Source organism: Photorhabdus akhurstii (assembly GCF_019090985.1).
GTDB classification, from domain to species: Bacteria; Pseudomonadota; Gammaproteobacteria; order Enterobacterales; family Enterobacteriaceae; genus Photorhabdus; species Photorhabdus akhurstii.
In genome coordinates this window covers 408,116-425,725 of sequence record NZ_CP020335.1, presented here as the reverse complement: position 1 = coordinate 425,725, position 17,610 = coordinate 408,116, and the positions used below count along the sequence as shown (strand labels likewise).

16 protein-coding genes are annotated in these 17,610 nt (G+C 43.0%); 7 read left to right on the top strand and 9 right to left on the bottom strand.

All coding sequences use genetic code 11. From position 1 onward, the window contains the following. The first annotated feature begins 234 nt into the window (after window positions 1-234). On the top strand, window positions 235-867 hold the full coding sequence (gene crp / locus B0X70_RS01820; protein ID WP_010848517.1) for a cAMP-activated global transcriptional regulator CRP: 633 nt from the start codon (window positions 235-237) through the stop codon (window positions 865-867). A 49-nt stretch (window positions 868-916) separates the two neighbouring features. Here crp and argD read toward each other — a convergent pair whose 3' ends face one another. Beyond that, a complete protein-coding gene (gene argD, locus B0X70_RS01815) occupies window positions 917-2,128 on the bottom strand; it encodes a bifunctional acetylornithine/succinyldiaminopimelate transaminase (RefSeq protein WP_217470750.1) in 1,212 nt (403 codons plus the stop codon). Between the two features lie 123 nt (window positions 2,129-2,251). Further along, window positions 2,252-2,827 carry an aminodeoxychorismate synthase component II gene (locus B0X70_RS01810; protein WP_040149023.1) on the bottom strand — a complete coding sequence of 192 codons (576 nt, stop codon included), beginning with the start codon at window positions 2,825-2,827 and terminating at the stop codon, window positions 2,252-2,254. 244 nt (window positions 2,828-3,071) lie between these two features. Between B0X70_RS01810 and B0X70_RS01805 the strand changes: the two genes are divergently transcribed. Then, on the top strand, window positions 3,072-3,422 hold the full coding sequence (locus B0X70_RS01805) for a YcgJ family protein (protein WP_036780235.1): 351 nt from the start codon (window positions 3,072-3,074) through the stop codon (window positions 3,420-3,422). Between the two features lie 86 nt (window positions 3,423-3,508). Here the strand turns inward: B0X70_RS01805 and ppiA are convergent, their stop codons facing one another. Beyond that, entirely contained in the window at window positions 3,509-4,078 is a 570-nt protein-coding gene (ppiA, locus tag B0X70_RS01800; RefSeq protein WP_217470749.1) for a peptidylprolyl isomerase A, read from the bottom strand. Window positions 4,079-4,385: 307 nt separating this feature from the next. Here ppiA and yihA point away from each other — a divergent pair, with 307 nt between their 5' ends. Continuing rightward, on the top strand, window positions 4,386-5,018 hold the full coding sequence (gene yihA, locus B0X70_RS01795; RefSeq protein ID WP_036813461.1) for a ribosome biogenesis GTP-binding protein YihA/YsxC: 633 nt from the start codon (window positions 4,386-4,388) through the stop codon (window positions 5,016-5,018). An 81-nt stretch (window positions 5,019-5,099) separates the two neighbouring features. Here yihA and spfP read toward each other — a convergent pair whose 3' ends face one another. After that, the gene (spfP, locus tag B0X70_RS26075; RefSeq protein ID WP_438361642.1) at window positions 5,100-5,147 is read right to left on the bottom strand and encodes a small protein SpfP; all 48 of its coding nucleotides are present in this window, start codon (window positions 5,145-5,147) and stop codon (window positions 5,100-5,102) included. 905 nt (window positions 5,148-6,052) lie between these two features. Between spfP and B0X70_RS01790 the strand changes: the two genes are divergently transcribed. Both B0X70_RS01790 and B0X70_RS01785 read left to right on the top strand, forming a co-directional pair. Beyond that, window positions 6,053-7,354, top strand: a complete 1,302-nt coding sequence (locus B0X70_RS01790; protein WP_217470748.1) for an RCC1 domain-containing protein — start codon at window positions 6,053-6,055, stop codon at window positions 7,352-7,354. Window positions 7,355-7,515: 161 nt separating this feature from the next. Beyond that, entirely contained in the window at window positions 7,516-8,121 is a 606-nt protein-coding gene (locus tag B0X70_RS01785; protein ID WP_217470747.1) for an RCC1 domain-containing protein, read from the top strand. Window positions 8,122-8,211: 90 nt separating this feature from the next. Here B0X70_RS01785 and polA read toward each other — a convergent pair whose 3' ends face one another. From polA to B0X70_RS01770, 3 genes are all read right to left on the bottom strand, one after another. Further along, complete coding sequence (gene polA, locus B0X70_RS01780; RefSeq protein WP_217470746.1) at window positions 8,212-11,001, bottom strand: DNA polymerase I; 2,790 nt, start codon at window positions 10,999-11,001, stop codon at window positions 8,212-8,214. 406 nt (window positions 11,002-11,407) lie between these two features. Next, window positions 11,408-12,031, bottom strand: coding sequence for a thiol:disulfide interchange protein DsbA (dsbA, locus tag B0X70_RS01775; protein WP_217470745.1), 624 nt, complete (start codon window positions 12,029-12,031; stop codon window positions 11,408-11,410). Between the two features lie 20 nt (window positions 12,032-12,051). Next, on the bottom strand, window positions 12,052-13,044 hold the full coding sequence (locus tag B0X70_RS01770; RefSeq protein ID WP_217470744.1) for a serine/threonine protein kinase: 993 nt from the start codon (window positions 13,042-13,044) through the stop codon (window positions 12,052-12,054). Between the two features lie 323 nt (window positions 13,045-13,367). Here B0X70_RS01770 and mobA point away from each other — a divergent pair, with 323 nt between their 5' ends. Then, window positions 13,368-13,958: a molybdenum cofactor guanylyltransferase MobA gene (mobA, locus tag B0X70_RS01765; protein WP_217471651.1), complete on the top strand. Its 591-nt coding sequence runs from the start codon at window positions 13,368-13,370 to the stop codon at window positions 13,956-13,958. After that, window positions 13,955-14,473, top strand: coding sequence for a molybdopterin-guanine dinucleotide biosynthesis protein MobB (mobB, locus tag B0X70_RS01760; protein WP_217470743.1), 519 nt, complete (start codon window positions 13,955-13,957; stop codon window positions 14,471-14,473). The genes mobA and mobB overlap by 4 nt, the downstream gene beginning before the upstream one ends. A 20-nt stretch (window positions 14,474-14,493) precedes the next feature. Here the strand turns inward: mobB and B0X70_RS01755 are convergent, their stop codons facing one another. Together B0X70_RS01755 and gorA are read right to left on the bottom strand one after the other, a co-directional pair. Next, the gene (locus B0X70_RS01755) at window positions 14,494-15,885 is read right to left on the bottom strand and encodes an amidohydrolase family protein (protein WP_105395809.1); all 1,392 of its coding nucleotides are present in this window, start codon (window positions 15,883-15,885) and stop codon (window positions 14,494-14,496) included. 314 nt (window positions 15,886-16,199) lie between these two features. Next, complete coding sequence (gene gorA / locus B0X70_RS01750; RefSeq protein ID WP_217470742.1) at window positions 16,200-17,552, bottom strand: glutathione-disulfide reductase; 1,353 nt, start codon at window positions 17,550-17,552, stop codon at window positions 16,200-16,202. Window positions 17,553-17,610 lie beyond the last annotated feature (58 nt).

Here is a 17,610-nt window from a genome sequence, read left to right as displayed (position 1 = left end):
AACAATACAAGACGAGACAGAAGCCTTTTCCTGTGTTAAAAACAGAAGCGGGCCAAGTATATAGGTTAAGATCAATACGTAAGACTCAAATTTCAGATAACCTATATAAAACCCTTATCTGTCGGTTTTTCAACAAACTAATATGTTAAGCTAGTGTCTTTATAAGCCAGCCTGACGAGAAACTTTTAGATTCTCGTGTTATTTAGGCAGCGATAACAACAGAGGATGAAACGAATGGTTCTCGGCAAGCCACAAACAGACCCGACTCTTGAATGGTTTTTGTCACACTGCCATATTCATAAATATCCATCTAAAAGTACGCTTATTCATCAAGGCGAAAAAGCAGAGACGCTTTACTACATCGTAAAAGGCTCTGTTGCGGTTTTGATTAAAGATGAAGAAGGCAAAGAGATGATCCTCTCCTATTTAAATCAGGGAGATTTCATTGGTGAACTTGGATTATTTGAAGAGGGGCAAGAGCGTACAGCCTGGGTACGGGCCAAAAGCGCCTGTGAAGTGGCTGAAATCTCCTATAAAAAATTCCGTCAACTGATTCAGGTAAACCCGGATATTTTGATGCGTTTATCTGCCCAAATGGCAAACCGTTTACAAACAACTTCTGAGAAAGTCGGTAATTTGGCTTTCTTGGATGTTACTGGCCGGATTGCCCAAACTTTATTGAATCTGGCGAAACAACCAGATGCAATGACCCACCCGGACGGAATGCAAATCAAAATCACGCGTCAGGAAATTGGTCAGATTGTTGGCTGTTCCCGTGAAACGGTTGGTCGTATTCTGAAAATGCTAGAAGATCAAAACTTGATCTCCGCACACGGTAAAACTATTGTCGTCTACGGTACACGTTAACGCTTGATTAATCAGCGCATAATCCTGCGCTGATTTTTCTTGTACTTAATTACACCATCTGATTAATTGCCTGTTCCAGCCGTTCCATGCCCTGAGCAATCTCTTCTTCACTGATAATCAACGAAGGCGTGAAACGCAATACATCACCACCCGCACTCAACAACATCAAACCATTGTCAGCCGCTAGTTGCAGAATATCTTTTGCTTTTCCCTGATACGGCGCTTTGAGTTCCGCGCCAATCAGCAGGCCCTTTCCTCGGATTTCACCAAATATCGAATATTTCTGATTGATATCATTCAGAAAATTCACTATCAAATTATGGCGTTTTTCAACTCCCTCCAGAACCGCTGGTGTATTGATAATATCAAAAACAACATTTGCAACCGCACAAGCCAACGGATTACCGCCATAAGTTGTACCGTGAGTTCCCGGCGTCATCGCCAAAGCAATATTCTCTGTCGTCAGCATAGCGCTGATAGGAAAGCCATTTCCCAATGCTTTTGCTGTGGTAATGATGTCCGGCGTAACATCATAATGCATATAAGAAAATAGTTTACCGGTACGTCCCATCCCACTTTGTACTTCATCAAACACCAACAATACCTGATGCTTATCGCAAAGCTCACGCAACCCACGAATAAATGCCGGTGCTGCCGGAGTAACTCCCCCTTCTCCCTGAACAGGCTCCAATACAACAGCACAAGTATGGTCATCTATGACGGCCTTAACTGCGTCTAAATCATTAAAAGGCACATGAATAATATCCGCGGGTTTTGGCCCAAAACCATCAGCATATTTTGGCTGACCACCCACAGAGACGGTAAATAAGGTGCGACCATGAAAACCCTGATGAAATGCGATAATTTTGGTTTTATAGGGGCTGTGACGAGTAATTGCATAGTGGCGAGCCAGTTTAAATGCCGCTTCATTCGCTTCCGCGCCTGAATTGGCAAAAAATACCCGTTCAGCAAAAGTAGCATCAATCAGTTTCCGCGCCAGAATCAAAGCCGGTTCATTGGTGAAAATATTACTGATATGCCAAAGTTTCTCCCCTTGCTGCTTCAAGACATCCACTAACGCAGGATGACAATGGCCCAAAGCCACAACAGCAATCCCACCCGCAAAATCAATATATTCTTTCCCTTGCTGATCCCATACACGGCTACCTTGCCCTCTCACCGGAATAAACTGCGCCGGTGAATAAATTGGCAACATAACTTGATCGTATGTGTTTCTATTTACTGCGGCATGCCCCTTCATTTTCCCACCCGTTTTTTATATATACACCATTCAGAAGTGAAATCATAATCACTGAATATGCATAAAAAATCAAAGATGGGCAAATGAAAAAGGTGGATAAATGAAGAAATTATCGATATCTGGTTAATATCTCAGAAAGTTGCTCAGTAACTGGTGACCTTGTTCACTGAGAATACTTTCAGGATGGAACTGTACCCCTTCCAACGGTAGAGTGCGATGACGAATGCCCATAATTTCATCGACATTGCCATTATGCTGGCTCCATGCGGTGACTTCAAATGAGGCCGGTAATGTCTCTGCGGCAATCACCAATGAATGGTAACGCGTCGCGGTTAATGGCCGGTTAAGACCTTTGAACACACCTTGCTGATTATGGTGAATAGCAGAAGTTTTTCCATGCATCACTTCCCTGGCTTTTACCACGCTGGCGCCAAACGCCTGCCCAATTGCCTGATGCCCAAGGCAAACACCAAGAATCGGCAATTTATCCGAAAAATGAGAAATCGCCGCCAGAGAAATTCCGGCTTCATTTGGGGTACAAGGGCCTGGGGAAATCACCAAATGAGTAGGCATCAACCTCTCAATATCTTCAAGTTGCAATTCATCATTGCGCTTAACTAAAACATCTGTACCCAATTCACAAAAATATTGATATAAGTTATATGTAAAAGAATCATAGTTATCTATTATTAGTAACATAGGAGTCTATCCTACTCATTTTTATCGCTGTATTTGTTGCCCTGCCACTCCTGCAATTTGTTTATCCTGCACAACATGGCTCCAGGTAAAACGGCCTCGCGACAACGGGGCGGCTATCATAGCACATCAATATTTGTAGCATAGTATAACAAAATAGATGGCTATTTTTTCCTCAATCAACCTACTCTCATACCCTACAAAACATAGGCTCTATTTTGATATTCAATAAGTAAAGGTAATTGTTATGAAGACAAAACTGATTATAGCATCTCTTTTTTTACTGTCCTTCTCCACGCTGGCTGTGACTAAAACTGCCAACATTTTCTTCCCGGAAAAAGGGGTGGTTTGTGATAAAAAAGGAAAATATTGCGCTGATCAACAAGGGGTATCGATAAAATTAACCGAAAGGTATTTAGGGAAAAAAGCCGCAGGACGCCTGAAAAAAGAGTTTGGTGATGGGCAATATATTGACTTTTCATCTTACACTTTAAGTAATGGGGTACATTGTGAGAGTAAAGAGAAAAAATGTTACAAAGACAGATATTATCCACAAACCGAAGTAAATAAAGAATTTACCCAAAAGATGTATGAATAACGGCGAAACTGGCCTTCATTTAATGCAGGCCAGTTTTTCAATCTGATGAGAGTTAACTAGAAACTACCACAATCAAGATAATAAAATTAAGGAATAATCTCCGCAGATAGAATAACGACAGGCTTAACCGGTACATTCTGATATGGACCAACGTTTCCCGTTTTGACTTGAGAGATTTTATCCACAACATCCATGCCTTTTACGACCTTACCAAATACTGCATAACCAAAGTCACGCTGACCGTGATCAAGGAAAGCATTATCCGCTACATTAATAAAGAATTGACTGGTCGCACTGTCTTTATCGGCGGTACGTGCCATAGAGATAGTTCCGCGTAAATTACGCAGTCCATTATCTGCCTCATTTTTAATAGCGGCTTTAGTCGCTTTCTGCTGCAAATCTTTGGTAAAACCGCCACCCTGCACCATAAATCCAGGGATTACCCGATGGAAGATTGTATTGTTGTAATAACCCTCATTGACGTATTCAATAAAGTTTTTCGTTGTAATTGGTGCTTTCTGGTCATTTAATTCCAGTTCAATATTACCCTCCGTTGTGGTCAGCTTCACATAGGTTTCTCCCACAGCCAAAGCCAGAGGCGCCATTGCGCTCAGAGAACATGCAGTTACAAGTGCTACTAAAATACGTTTAAACATTCTGGGTTCCTATATTATTAAGGTCAACAACACAAATTAAATCAATTCTAATAATCTCTTCAACATCGTGCTCAATATTTACCTACATTTACGCTATCAATCGACGGGGGCTTTAAAGAAAAATTTATCCTTTCAATAATAGGTTAGATTTTATTTCACAAACCGGATCACCATCGATAACAAAATAGTAAGCTTGGTTCAACCCATCAGAAATATGTCATTATTTTTAATCCTGTCAACCAACAGTGGCTATCGGTATAATCTCCTTTGCCATATATTCAGTGCATTTCTCAGGGAGATAATCATTTTGACCATCAAAAACCACAACTATCATATGACCCGTTTTATCACGAGTGCGCCTGATATTCGCCATCTGCCTCAAGATATGGGCATTGAAGTCGCGTTTGCCGGTCGCTCAAATGCAGGTAAATCTAGCGCTCTGAATGCTCTGACAAAACAGAAAAGCCTCGCCCGTACCAGTAAAACCCCTGGCCGAACTCAACTCATCAATCTATTCGAAGTAGAAGAAGGTATTCGCTTGGTTGACTTACCGGGTTATGGCTATGCCGAAGTGCCGGAAGAGATGAAACGCAAATGGCAAAAAGCATTGGGTGAATATCTGCAAAAACGCGAATGTCTGATCGGACTGGTCGTACTAATGGATATCCGTCACCCATTGAAAGATCTTGATCAGCAGATGATCCAATGGGCAGTTGCAATGCAGGTACCGGTTATGGTGTTGTTGACTAAAGCCGACAAATTGGCGTCTGGCGCCCGTAAAAGTCAACTGAATAAAGTTCGTGACGCCCTACTGGCGCTTAATGGGGATATTCAAGTGGAATATTTCTCGACCCCGAAAAAAATCGGTATCGATAAACTACAACAGAAATTGGATATATGGTTCAGCCAGAAAGCCGTTCAAGTTGAAAACCATAGTTAATCCATCCTTTCTTTATACACTTACGTGTTAAATTCAGTTGAAAAAAATGCCCCAGTCAAAATTGACTGGGGCAGCTAATATTCAGCTAAATCCGATTACGTGAAGTAAAAGGTCTGAAAGATAGAACATCTTACCTCTGTACCCTACGCCAATAACTCTACCCTATTTTATTTCTTAGAAAAAGCCTTTTTGTAATTTATTTTCAGAAATTACCTCGATTCAGCCGGTAATTTTGTTCATTTTGACGCCATTAAATGTAGTTTAATTACATATTTATGCGATCTGGATCTAATATGCATTACATGGACAACAAATCAGTACTAATGAGTATAAAAAATATTACATTAGTTATGTTGACTTTACAGCAATACATGAACTTAAAACCGCCAAGTAACCTTTTCACATTACACTTATCTACCCTTTCATTCTGCAATTACCCAGCTACAAGATATCGGTCAAAGAAGGAGAAACCATAAGAGCCAAAACCAGGATTGAAATTGGATCACATAGAACCACAGATATTCCGAGATAATATCAGGGTAAAAACATGTGAGGATGACTCAAAAGAAGAAATTTATATGATTTATCTGATCCTTAGTTGCCATGCAAAAAAGTCATTATTAACGATGAATTCGAAACTTATGCGTAGGGAGGAAAGATGATTTATATAAGTATTATTTAAATGAATAAACTAAAATAACGTTAAAACAAAAAAATCTAATTTAGAAACAATCGTTGTATCTCCCCAGTTAGAAAACTAGGGAAACACGAATAAACTGGATACAATTTGTTTTATTTCAAATACTTAAACAAATACCAAACATAATATCACAGCTCATGAGAGCTTTGTTTTGCAAAAATATATCAGCCATACAATCATCTGATAGCTTTTTCTTATTACACTTTTCCACATTAACAAATTAATATTACTTAATTAAAGTAGCAATATAACTTAGCCCACAAAGGGTAAGTTTCACTGTACAGACTCCCTGCGGGCAAAGGTAAATCCAATACAACCTTATCAGGAGAGCAATATGAACCAACATGATAACTCATCACCGAATACAAGTAATGATAATAGTTCTTCTTGGGGAGGATATACACTTGAAGATAATTGGGAAGCTTATTGGAAAAAATATTCATTCGACAGCAATAACAGAGTGATTGCATCTACTCTCTCAGCAACTGCCATGCTATTGAAAAATGGCAGAGTCATCGCCTGGGGGAATACAATGTTTGGCGGCTATATTCCGCCTGAAATTGCTCAACTACGGGATATCGTCAGCCTGAGTTCAACCCTTTATGCTTTCGCAGCGCTACGGACGGACCGTAGTGTGGTTGTTTGGGGATATATCAACCCAATTTCACCCGAAATTACCCAACTAAAAGATATCGTCAGCCTAAGTTCAACCCCTTTTTATTTCATAGCGCTACGAGCGGACCGCAGCATAGTTGCCTTGGTAAGTACAATTCCACCCGAAATTGCCCAACTAAAAGATATCGTCAGCCTGAGTTCAACAACTTCTGCTTTCGCAGCGCTACGGGCGAACCGTAGCGTAGTTGCCTGGGGAGATCTGAGTTCCGGTGGTAATCTCCCATCCGAAATTGCCCAACTACAGGATATTGTTAGCCTGAGTTCAACAGGACGGGGATTCACAGCTTTACGGGCAGACCGTAGCATGGTTGCCTGGGGAGATCTGGGTTATAGTGGTAATATCCCATCCGAAATTGCCCAACTAAAAGATATCGTCAGCTTAAGTGTAGCTCACTATACATTCGCGGTGCTGCGGGCGGACCGTAGCGTAGTTGCCTTGGGAAGTAGAATTCCACCCGAAATTGCTAAACTGAACGATATTGTCAGTCTGAGTACGACAAATCAAGCATTCGCGGCGCTACGGGCGGACCGTAGTGTGGTTGCCTGGGGACTTCCGGATCATAATGTCCGTATCCCACCCGATATTACCCAACTACAGGATATTGTCAGCTTGAGTACAACAGCAGATGCATTTACAGCTTTGCGGGCAAATCGTAGCATAGTTTGCTGGGAAGATTCGGGTAAGGATAATCGAGTTCAAATTCCATACGAGATTTCTCAACTAAAAGATATCATCAGCCTAAGTTCAACAGAGGGGGCATTTGCAGCACTGCGAGCAAACGGTAGTGTAGTCGCCTGGGGACACGGACAACATGGTGGTTATGTTCCCCCCGAGATCGCAAAATTAAAAGATATTGTCAGTCTGAATTCAACAGCCACTTCTTTTTCAGCTTTGCGGGTGGACGGCCGGAGAGTCGGCTGGGGCGGAGGAGATCTTTTAGAACATGGAGAATATAATTAGCTGGCTATTAGACATTATTTTTTCATCACAAATAAGAAAACCATTAATATCCCTAAACGAAAGCTGCACCTCAACTTAGCCCGTAAGGGTAAGCAGGTTTCACGGCAACAAACTCCCTATGGGCAAAGGTAAATCCGATACGACCTTATCAGGAGAGTAATATGAATCAACCTAATGATTTTTCACCAGATATAAATACTGACGATAGTTTTATAAAACAATACTGTAAATCTGCAAGATATAGTAATGAAAGTAACATTGATCATAATAATAGCTATATTGTCACCAATGAAAGAGTAACCGCCATGTTATTACAAAATGGCAGTGTAATCACTTGGGAAAGCCCCTTTTACTGGTGGGACGGTGACAATCATGGCAGCCTAATCCCCCCTGAGATTATTGCATTGCGAGATATCACCAGCTTGAGTGCAACTAACCGTGCATTCGCAGCTCTACGGGCAAACCATAGCGTAGTTGCCTGGGGAGATGAAAATTATGGTGGTCAGCTCCCACCTGAAATTGCCCAACTACAAGATATCGTCAACCTGAGTTCAACACGTGGAGCATTCGCAGCTCTGCGGGAAGATCGCAGTGTGGTTTCTTGGGGAGATCTTTATTTAGGCGGAAGAATGCCACCCGAAATTGCCAAATTGAAAGATATTATTAGCCTGAGTGCAACACAATTGGCATTTATAGCCATACGGGAAAATGGCAAGAGAGTAGCTTGGGGAGGCGGTGACACCAGAGCTCATGGTGACTATGATTAGCAGAGCTATTAAACATTGCTGTGTATTGTGAACAGTTCAAAAAAGACTGAGCCAAATACACAGCTCAGCCATCACTGTTAATTCAAAATATCAATGCGCTTGATCCCAATTGTCACCGATACCTACATCTACTTTCAGTGGAACATCAAGCACCATACTCTTCTCCATCAATTCACGAATTTTCTGTTCTGCATTTTCAAGTTCTGATTCATGGACTTCGAATACCAGCTCATCGTGAACCTGCATAATCATACGAACTTTCGGCGCTTCACTGACAATCCAGTCATCCACCGCAATCATCGCTTTTTTGATGATATCCGCCGCAGTTCCCTGCATCGGCGCGTTAATAGCTTCACGTTCTGCTGCCTTACGGCGCATGGCATTGCGAGATTTGATATCTGACAGATAAAGACGACGGCCATCCAGCGTTTCAACGTAACCCTGCTCTTCCGCTTGTTTACGAGTACGCTCCATATACGCCAATACCCCCGGATAGCGCTCAAAATAGAGATCCATATAGCGTTGAGCTTCACCGCGAGGAATACCCAACTGACGGGAAAGGCCAAATGCACTCATTCCATAGATCAAACCAAAGTTAATCGCTTTGGCACTACGGCGCTGCTCACTGGTTACTTGTTCCAGTGGCAAACCAAAGACTTCCGCCGCCGTTGCCCGGTGAATGTCTTGCCCCTCAGCAAAAGCCTTCAACAACCCTTGATCCTGAGATAAATGGGCCATTATCCGCAACTCAATCTGAGAATAGTCAGCGGCCATAATCCGGTAACTTTCAGGTGCCACAAATGCCTGACGAATGCGGCGGCCCTCTTCATTACGGACAGGAATATTTTGCAAATTAGGATCACGTGAAGAGAGACGCCCGGTTGCCGTTACCGCTTGGTGATAGGAAGTATGCACCCGTTTGGTCAGCGGATGGACCATCTGTGGTAATTTATCGGTGTAAGTGGATTTCAATTTTGCCAACCCACGATGCTCCAAAATCACTTTCGGCAACACATGATTATCCGCTAACTCTTCCAGCACTTCTTCATTCGTAGATGGAGCGCCGCCCGGCGTTTTCTTTACCACTGGCAATTGCAGTTTTTCAAACAATATCGCCTGTAACTGTTTTGGCGAAGCCAGATTGAAAACCTCACCTGCCAATTCATGTGCTTCTTTTTCCAACTCATCCAAACGGGCTGTGATCTCTTTTGAATGCTCAGCCAAAATATTCGCATCAATTAGCACACCTGTACGTTCCATACGGGAAAGCACCATGACCAGTGGCATTTCTGTTTTCAGAAATACCTTTTCTAGCGTCGGCGCTTTCTCCAATTGCGGCCACATAGCCTGATGCAGCAATAAAGTAACATCTGCATCTTCTGCGGCGTACATTGCGGCCTGTTCCACCGGGACCTGATTAAAAGTAAGCTGATTTTTACCTTTACCGGCAATCTCTTCAAAAGTCGTGGTCTTATGATTCAAATGACGTTCAGCCAAGCTATCCATATCATGCCGACCCATGCCTGCAACGCTATTAAGTACGTAAGATTCCAGCATGGTATCGTAAGCAATGCCTTGCAGTTCAATGCCGTAACGCGCCAACACGCCACGATCAAACTTAATATTCTGACCAATTTTCAGCAGGTTACTATCTTCAAGCAGCGGTTTTAATGCAGCCAACACAACTTCTCTGTCAAGTTGTTCAGGCGCGCCCAGATAGTCATGGCCTAGAGGTAGATAAGCCGCATCGCCGGCAGAAATCGCGAATGACATTCCCACCAAATTAGCAGTCAAAGTGTCAAGGCTGTCAGTTTCAGTATCAAAAGCAAAAACCGGCGATTTTTTCAGTTTCTCAATCCACTCATCAAAGCTTTTCTGATCAAGAATAGTCTGATAATTATCAGAAGAGAGTGTGGCCGCAACAGATTTATCTTCCGTCGGAGATGATTCATCATTACCAGTGGATACCGGTTTTTTGCCTTTCTCTGCCAGCCAATCGCCGTTTGCCACATCACTTAACCAACGTTTGAACTCATAACGAGAAAACAACTGATGCAGCTTCTCCGTATCAAGCTCTTTGACTGACAAAGCAACGCAGGTTTTATCCAACTCAACATCGGTTTTGATAGTTGCCAGTTGATAGGAGAGATAAGCGACATCTTTATGCTGCACCATCTTATCCGCCAGCGTTTTCGCCCCACGGAAACTAAGCCCGGCAATTTTATCCAGATTGGCAAAGATATCATCCATGCCACCAATCCCTTGCAGTAATCCCAGTGCGGTTTTTTCTCCCACCCCAGGTACGCCAGGAATATTGTCAGAAGAGTCTCCCATTAATGCCAGAAAATCGATAATCAAATCTGGCGGCACACCATACTTTTCAACGACTTCTTCCGGTCCCAAGATGGTGTTATTCATGGTATTGATAAGCGTGATATTCGGCGTTACCAGTTGCGCCATATCTTTATCGCCAGTACTGATAAGTACCGCACGCCCCTCTTTTTCTGCTTGTAACGCCAAAGTCCCGATAACATCATCAGCTTCTACTCCTGGCACCACCAGCAATGGTAATCCCATAGCTTCGACCATCTGATGTAGCGGTTCTATCTGAGTACGCAGATCATCCGGCATCGGAGGACGATGAGACTTATACTCAACGAACAATTCATCACGAAAAGTTTTGCCTTTAGCATCAAATACCACCGCTACATGGCTTGGTTTATACTGCATTATCAAGCTGCGTAGCATATTCAATACACCATACATGGCTCCGGTCGGCTCTCCTGCGCTATTCGTCAGCGGAGGGAAAGCATGATAAGCACGATAAAGGTATGAGGAGCCATCAACCAAAATCAGGGGATTGTCTGCTATCTGAGCCATAAATCTTCTTCATTATCTGTATTTATTACGGGTGTGATAAGGAACTAGGATGCCACAGCAAGAAGTAGGAAACGAATTTTATGTGAATTTTCTTTGCTGAAACCCGATTCAGATATTCACACTCTACTATAAATTCTGTGGATAACTTTGTGTATAGATATTACAAGTTTTATTTAGCTATTGATCGTTGATAAAAAAAGCTTATCAACCTCAGGTAAAAAATCAATGACTTATAATCTTAGTCATTAAACTGTCATATTGTCTTATAGATCACAGAGTTGTGGATATAACCAGAGTTTGTTTTACAAAAAAGTCTTTCTGACATGCAAGTCTTTCTGACACACATTGTGCCAAAGGTTCTCACTCCGGCACATGCTTACGTCATTCTATTTCAGCACCATCAACATTACTTCTGATTTAACAGGAAGTTAACAACGTCTGAATAGGATTTTGCATAATTATCAGCAGAAGAGGCATCAATGCCGTCATTTTTCACCATATACTTGCCGTTAACAAACATTGCCGGTACACCTCGCAGTTGCAAATCCTGCGCGGCTTTTTGCTGCTTAACAACTAAGGATTTCACCACAAAACTACTCATGGCAGCATCATAATCCTCAGCCGTCACCCCAGCTTTGATAAAGGCATTGCGAATATCATTCGTAGTCTTAATAGCCAGTGTTTTCTGAATACCCTCAAACAGCACTGGAGTCACTTTGTCTTCAACCCCCATTGCCATTGCCGCAGCCCAGGCAGTAGTCAATTCTTTACCCAGTGGCCCTAAAAAATCCACATGATAACGGACAAGTTTTGTCCCTTCCGGTAAATGCTGTTTCACCGTCTGAGGAACTTTAAAAATCTCTTCAAACTGATAACAGTGGGGGCAATAGAAAGAGAAGAATTCTAACACCGGTGGTTGATCCGCCACCGGCGACTTCAATTCAACATACTGTTTTCCTTCTGTAAAATTGGCGGCAGATGCGCTAAATGCCATCACCATTCCGACTAAAGCTAACCAAAACTTCTTCATAACTATCTCCATGATAAACATTAATACATCGGGTTAAGCTGCAAAGGTGGTTCCTGCAACAGCTTAATCTGTTCAGAAAAAAGTAACGTCTGTTTTAACCAAAAATCGGTATCTGTCATCCAAGGAAATGCTTTAGGGAAAGCAGGATCCTGCCAACGTCGGGTAACCCATGCTAAATAATAGACCATCCGCATGGCACGTAATGGCTCTATCAATGACAACGCCTTTGGATCAAAATCTGCAAATTCACTATAGGCTTCCAACAGTGTATCTAACTGCAATAGTTGTTCCTGACGAGCGCCATGAAGCAACATCCATAAATCCTGAATTGCCGGACCGTTACGCGCATCATCAAGATCAACAAACCAAGCTTCGTCACGCCACAAGATATTACCCGGATGACAGTCACCATGAAGCCTCAATATTTGCCAATCATCGCGCCAATATGATGCTACGACATCTATCAAATCATCCAATACTGCCAAAAATTGCCTTTTCTGTCCCGCAGGAACCAACTCACATGCAGCCAAATCTTGTCGTGGTTGATGCAGATACTCATTTAACCCGATAGTTGGACGAGAAGTGAATTTTTGTCGACAGCCAATCTGATGAATTCTCCCTAGCAAACGCCCTACATCTTCTAACTGAAAGAGATTATCGGATTCATACTGACGCCCCCCAATGCTTGGAAAAACGGCAAAAAAGAAATCCTTAAACGTCAGTAAAGTTTGCTTATTAAATACCAAAGGTGCCGCAACAGGTAAATCAGCCTGTTGTAACGCCAAAGCAAAATCGTGCTCTTCCTGAATCTGCTGCTGGTCCCAACGTAGTGGCCGGTAAAATTTCACAACATAACGTTTACGATCTTCATCCGTAAACTGATAAACACGGTTTTCATAACTGTTTAATTCTGTCAGCCCGGAATCGACATACAGCCCGGTCTGCACCAATGCATCCATAATCAAATCCGGCGTTAACTCCCGGAAATTAAAAGCAGACTGGTTTGCTAGCACATTCTATTCTCTTGATTAATCTGTAATAACGCCACGGCACACAATAGCGCAGTTTGAAATCCACTTGTAATCCTTATTTCAGCCATTATCCAACACAGATAAATGACATTGCATACCGAATCCCTCACAAATAAAGCCTATACAAATTAACAGGGATGACCGCCTAGAGAAAGGATTGCTCTGTCAATAAGCGTAAAGATGACTCTTTTATCAGCAAGTTATCCCGTGCTCCTATTTTAAAAACACGTGGCTGAGCCCAAATAATCAAGCTAAAAGAGGTTATATTAGCGTTGATAACTACCTCAGTTGATAACTTGAACATTATGCAACCAAAAATAAGCGGAGTGATCCTTGCAGGAGGTCGCGCCACCCGTATGGGCGGCAATGATAAAGGGTTAATTTTTTTAAATAAAAAACCACTGTATCAACATATTGCGGATAAGCTACTTCCACAAGTGGATGAATTAATTATCAACGCCAACCGCAATCTGGATATTTACCGACAAAGTGGTTATCAAATTGTTCCAGATTTAACACCAGACTTCTCTGGCCCCCTTTCAGGAATGCTGACAACCCTAAAATCAGCTAGTCACGACTGGGTTATGTTTGTTCCTTGTGATGTACCAAATCTCCCCACTGATTTGGTCACTCGCTTATGGCAAGGAAAACAGCAAGCATTAGCAGCCTACGTAAATGATAGCAACCGAGCTCACCCTACCATCGCTTTACTACACCGCAGTCTTTTTTCTCAATTAGAAAATTATCTGGCTGATGGTGAGCGCAAATTGATACTGTTTATGCATAAGATCAAAGCGACAGCGGTTCAGTTTGATGATAATCCCATCGTCTTTACTAATCTGAACACACCGGAAGATTGCCAACATTGGGAGCATATACAGGAGATCAGAAAATGAGTACAAAACCGCTTCCGCTACTGGGTATAACAGCCTATAGCGGAACAGGAAAAACAACACTTCTCAAACACGTGATCCCACTATTACGTCAGCGGCAAATCCGGGTCGGTCTGATAAAACACACCCATCACGATATGGATGTGGATAAACCGGGCAAAGACAGTTATGAGCTGCGCAAAGCTGGCGCAGAGCAAACTCTGGTTGCCAACCAGCAACGCTGGGCATTAATGACGGAAACGCCAGATTTGCAGGAATTAGATTTGAACTATCTTGCCAGCCGTTTTGATCCAAATTCACTGGATCTGATTCTAGTGGAAGGTTTTAAAGATGAACCAATCAATAAGATCGTTCTATACCGCAACACTCTTAACCACCGATTAAGCGATCTGCTTGATCAACATGTAATTGCTATTGCCAGTGATGAAAAACTGGAGACTATTTTGCCACAATTGAATATCAATCAGCCTGAACAGGTGGCTGATTTTATTGTCGAATGGCTGAAACTGGAGCGCTAAATAGTTGTACTTTTATTTGATCACGCCTTAACTATCGCTCCAGACACCAAACACCCTTTATGGAACGTTGCCTGACGGGCAGGTAAGCGTGCCACGGCCTCGGCAGAACAACTAGCTGTCACCAAGACAAATTCAGCCTTATCACCTACTCGCGGCCAAATACGCTGCCCTTGGTCATTAAGGGGCAACACACCGCCAGTAGCAATAGCCATAGAGCGGGAAAGGTGAAATTCATCTGAGCCGCGGTACAATTGTGCGTACAAATTCGCTTTTTCCAACATATCGCCGGTGCCAAACGGCGACCAGTGATCAATCACACTATCAGTACCGGTCATAATAAATACCCCTTTATCTCTGAGTTGCGGCAACGGCATCATTAAGCTACCGATCGGCACTGTAGAAGCAATCGTGATTTGCTGTTCCGCCAAGCGGGAAGCAGTCTCTGTTAGTTTCCCCTCATCCAATGTGGTCAGGGCAAAAGCGTGACTGATAGTAACTTTGCCCCGCAAAGCGGATGTTTTTTCCACTATATCAATCATGTAGTTGATAGCCGCAACACCTGCTGGACTTGTCTCATGCAGATGAATATCCACACCTGCGTTATTATCGAGAGCAATCTGGAACATGGTATCCAGTGATTTCTCCATCGCAGCATCTACATTAGTAGGATCTAGCCCACCAACATACTGTACCCCCATTTGCATCGCCTCACGCATCAGCCCCTCCACTTTAGAGTGCAGCAAACCGTGTTGAGGAAAAGCAACGATTTCACAACTGAAATCATCACGGTGATTATCTAATGCATACTGCAAATGCTCCAAACTCTTCAAACCACTAACCGGATCAATATTACAATGGCTACGGGCTACCGTACTGCCCTTCGATTGCAACAGAGCGATCAAACCCTCTGCTCGCTGCTGAGAGGTAGGCAACAGCTTGGGGATCAGAGTTTGTTCTTGAGCGATCATATCCATAATGGTTTTACCCTGGCGAGGTAACGGTGCCTGCCACGGACCACCGTAGAAAGTCTTATCTAGATGGATGTGCATATCACGAAAAGTAGGCAACAACAGTTGTCCCTGCGCTTGATAGCACGGCAAATGCGTATTTAGTAGCACACTCGCAGCATGGATTGCAGCGAGCCGACCATCTTTAATTTCCAATGTATATAATGCGGTATGCGTGCCAATCACAGTATCGCCATTATATTCAAACCCATCCTCCAATAGCACATCTCTCAGATAGTAATGGCTATCAGTAAGGGTAGTCTGCATCAATGATGTATTAGCGGCAGTGGTTGATGGTATAGCCTGTACGATCCCCCCGGTCAAGGAAACCGCCGCACAAGCGGTAGTGAATTTACCCGTTTGGCTAAGAAAAGCTCTTCGGCTTTGCTGTTGAGTTTTTTCCACATTTAAGTCCTTATTTGAATCCTCAAAAAAGCTCACTGAATGTGACTGCTTCCTACCCTATCGAGGGTTTACGGCAGTTTTTACTAAAGAATTAGACATTGAATAACAAGATAATTGCAGTATTTAGCCAACCACGTCAATCAGCCTGTAATGAACAGGTATAATGTTAAATCTACACAAATAATATGCGCTTCCGTGTGTTTCATTCGTTTGTGCGCAAATCCTTACACCTAACTCCGATAAGAGAGATTGATAAGAGAAAGGCCGAATGGAATCGGCCTTTAGAAAAATATTATAGATAGGGTTCAACAATATCACCGCATCGTTACAAACTCTTCCGCCGCAGTGGGATGAATCGCAACCGTGTTATCAAAGTCTTTCTTCGTTGCCCCCATCTTTAATGCAACAGCAAAACCTTGCAGCATTTCATCCATTCCGAAGCCGATACCATGAATGCCAACAATTTTCTCTTCCGGCCCGACACATACCAATTTCATCCGGCACGGCTGGCGATGTTGAGTGACAGCGGTATACATCGCAGTAAAAGAAGATTGATAAGTTTTCACCTGCTCTTCACCAAATTGCGCTTTCGCCTGAGGTTCAGTCAGCCCCACCGTACCAATAGGCGGATGGCTGAATACGACGGTTGGAATATTGGTGTAATCCAGATGTTCTTCTGGTTTATTATTAAACAGACGCTCAGACAGACGACGACCTGCTGCAACTGCAACGGGAGTTAATTCCACTGCACCGGTGTTATCACCTACTGCATAAATACCTTTCACATTCGTGTTCTGGTATTTATCAACTCTGATGTAGCCTTTTTCATTCAACTCAACACCGGCTACAGACAGGTTCAGATTATCCGTTGCAGGTTCCCGGCCAATAGCCCAGATTAGGGTATCAACGGTTTGTTCTTTGCCGTTCTGCAATTGCAAGGTCAAGCTGCCATCCGCATTTTTACATACTGATTTTGGCACCGATTCTGTATGCAAAGTAGGTCCTTCGGTATTGATAACTTCCAAGAGTGTTTCAACAATCATCGGATCAAAAGAGCGCAACGGTGCATGTTGACGCACAAATAGATGGGTTTCACTACCAAGCGCATGCAATACACCGGCAATTTCTACAGCAATATAGCCTGCGCCAACAACTGCAACCCGCCTTGGCATTTCTTCCAATGCAAAAAAACCGTCAGAATCAATACCATATTCTGATCCTGGTATATCAGGCCGCACAGGACGGCCGCCTGTCGCAATCAGAATATGATCTGCGGTGATTTTTTCACCATTCACTTCAACAGTATGTGCATCAACAAAACGGGCAAACCCTTGGATCACATCAACTTTATTGTTACCCAAGCCACGTTCATAAGACTGGTGGATACGATCGATATAAGCAGTGCGACTGGCAATGAGCGTCTTCCAGTTAAAGCGGTTGATTGTCGTATCAAAGCCATAATCTGGCCCATATTGGTGGATAGATTCAGCAATTTGCGCCGCATGCCACATCACTTTCTTCGGCACACACCCCACATTGACACACGTTCCACCCAATGCCTTGGCTTCAATTAAGGCACATTTCTGCCCGTACATAGCCGCACGGTTAATTGATGCTATGCCGCCACTGCCACCACCAATCGCTATATAATCGTAATGTTTGCTCATCCGGATTGTTTCCATCTAATCAATTCAAGGGAGTTAATACCCAAAGCCTATTATGGCA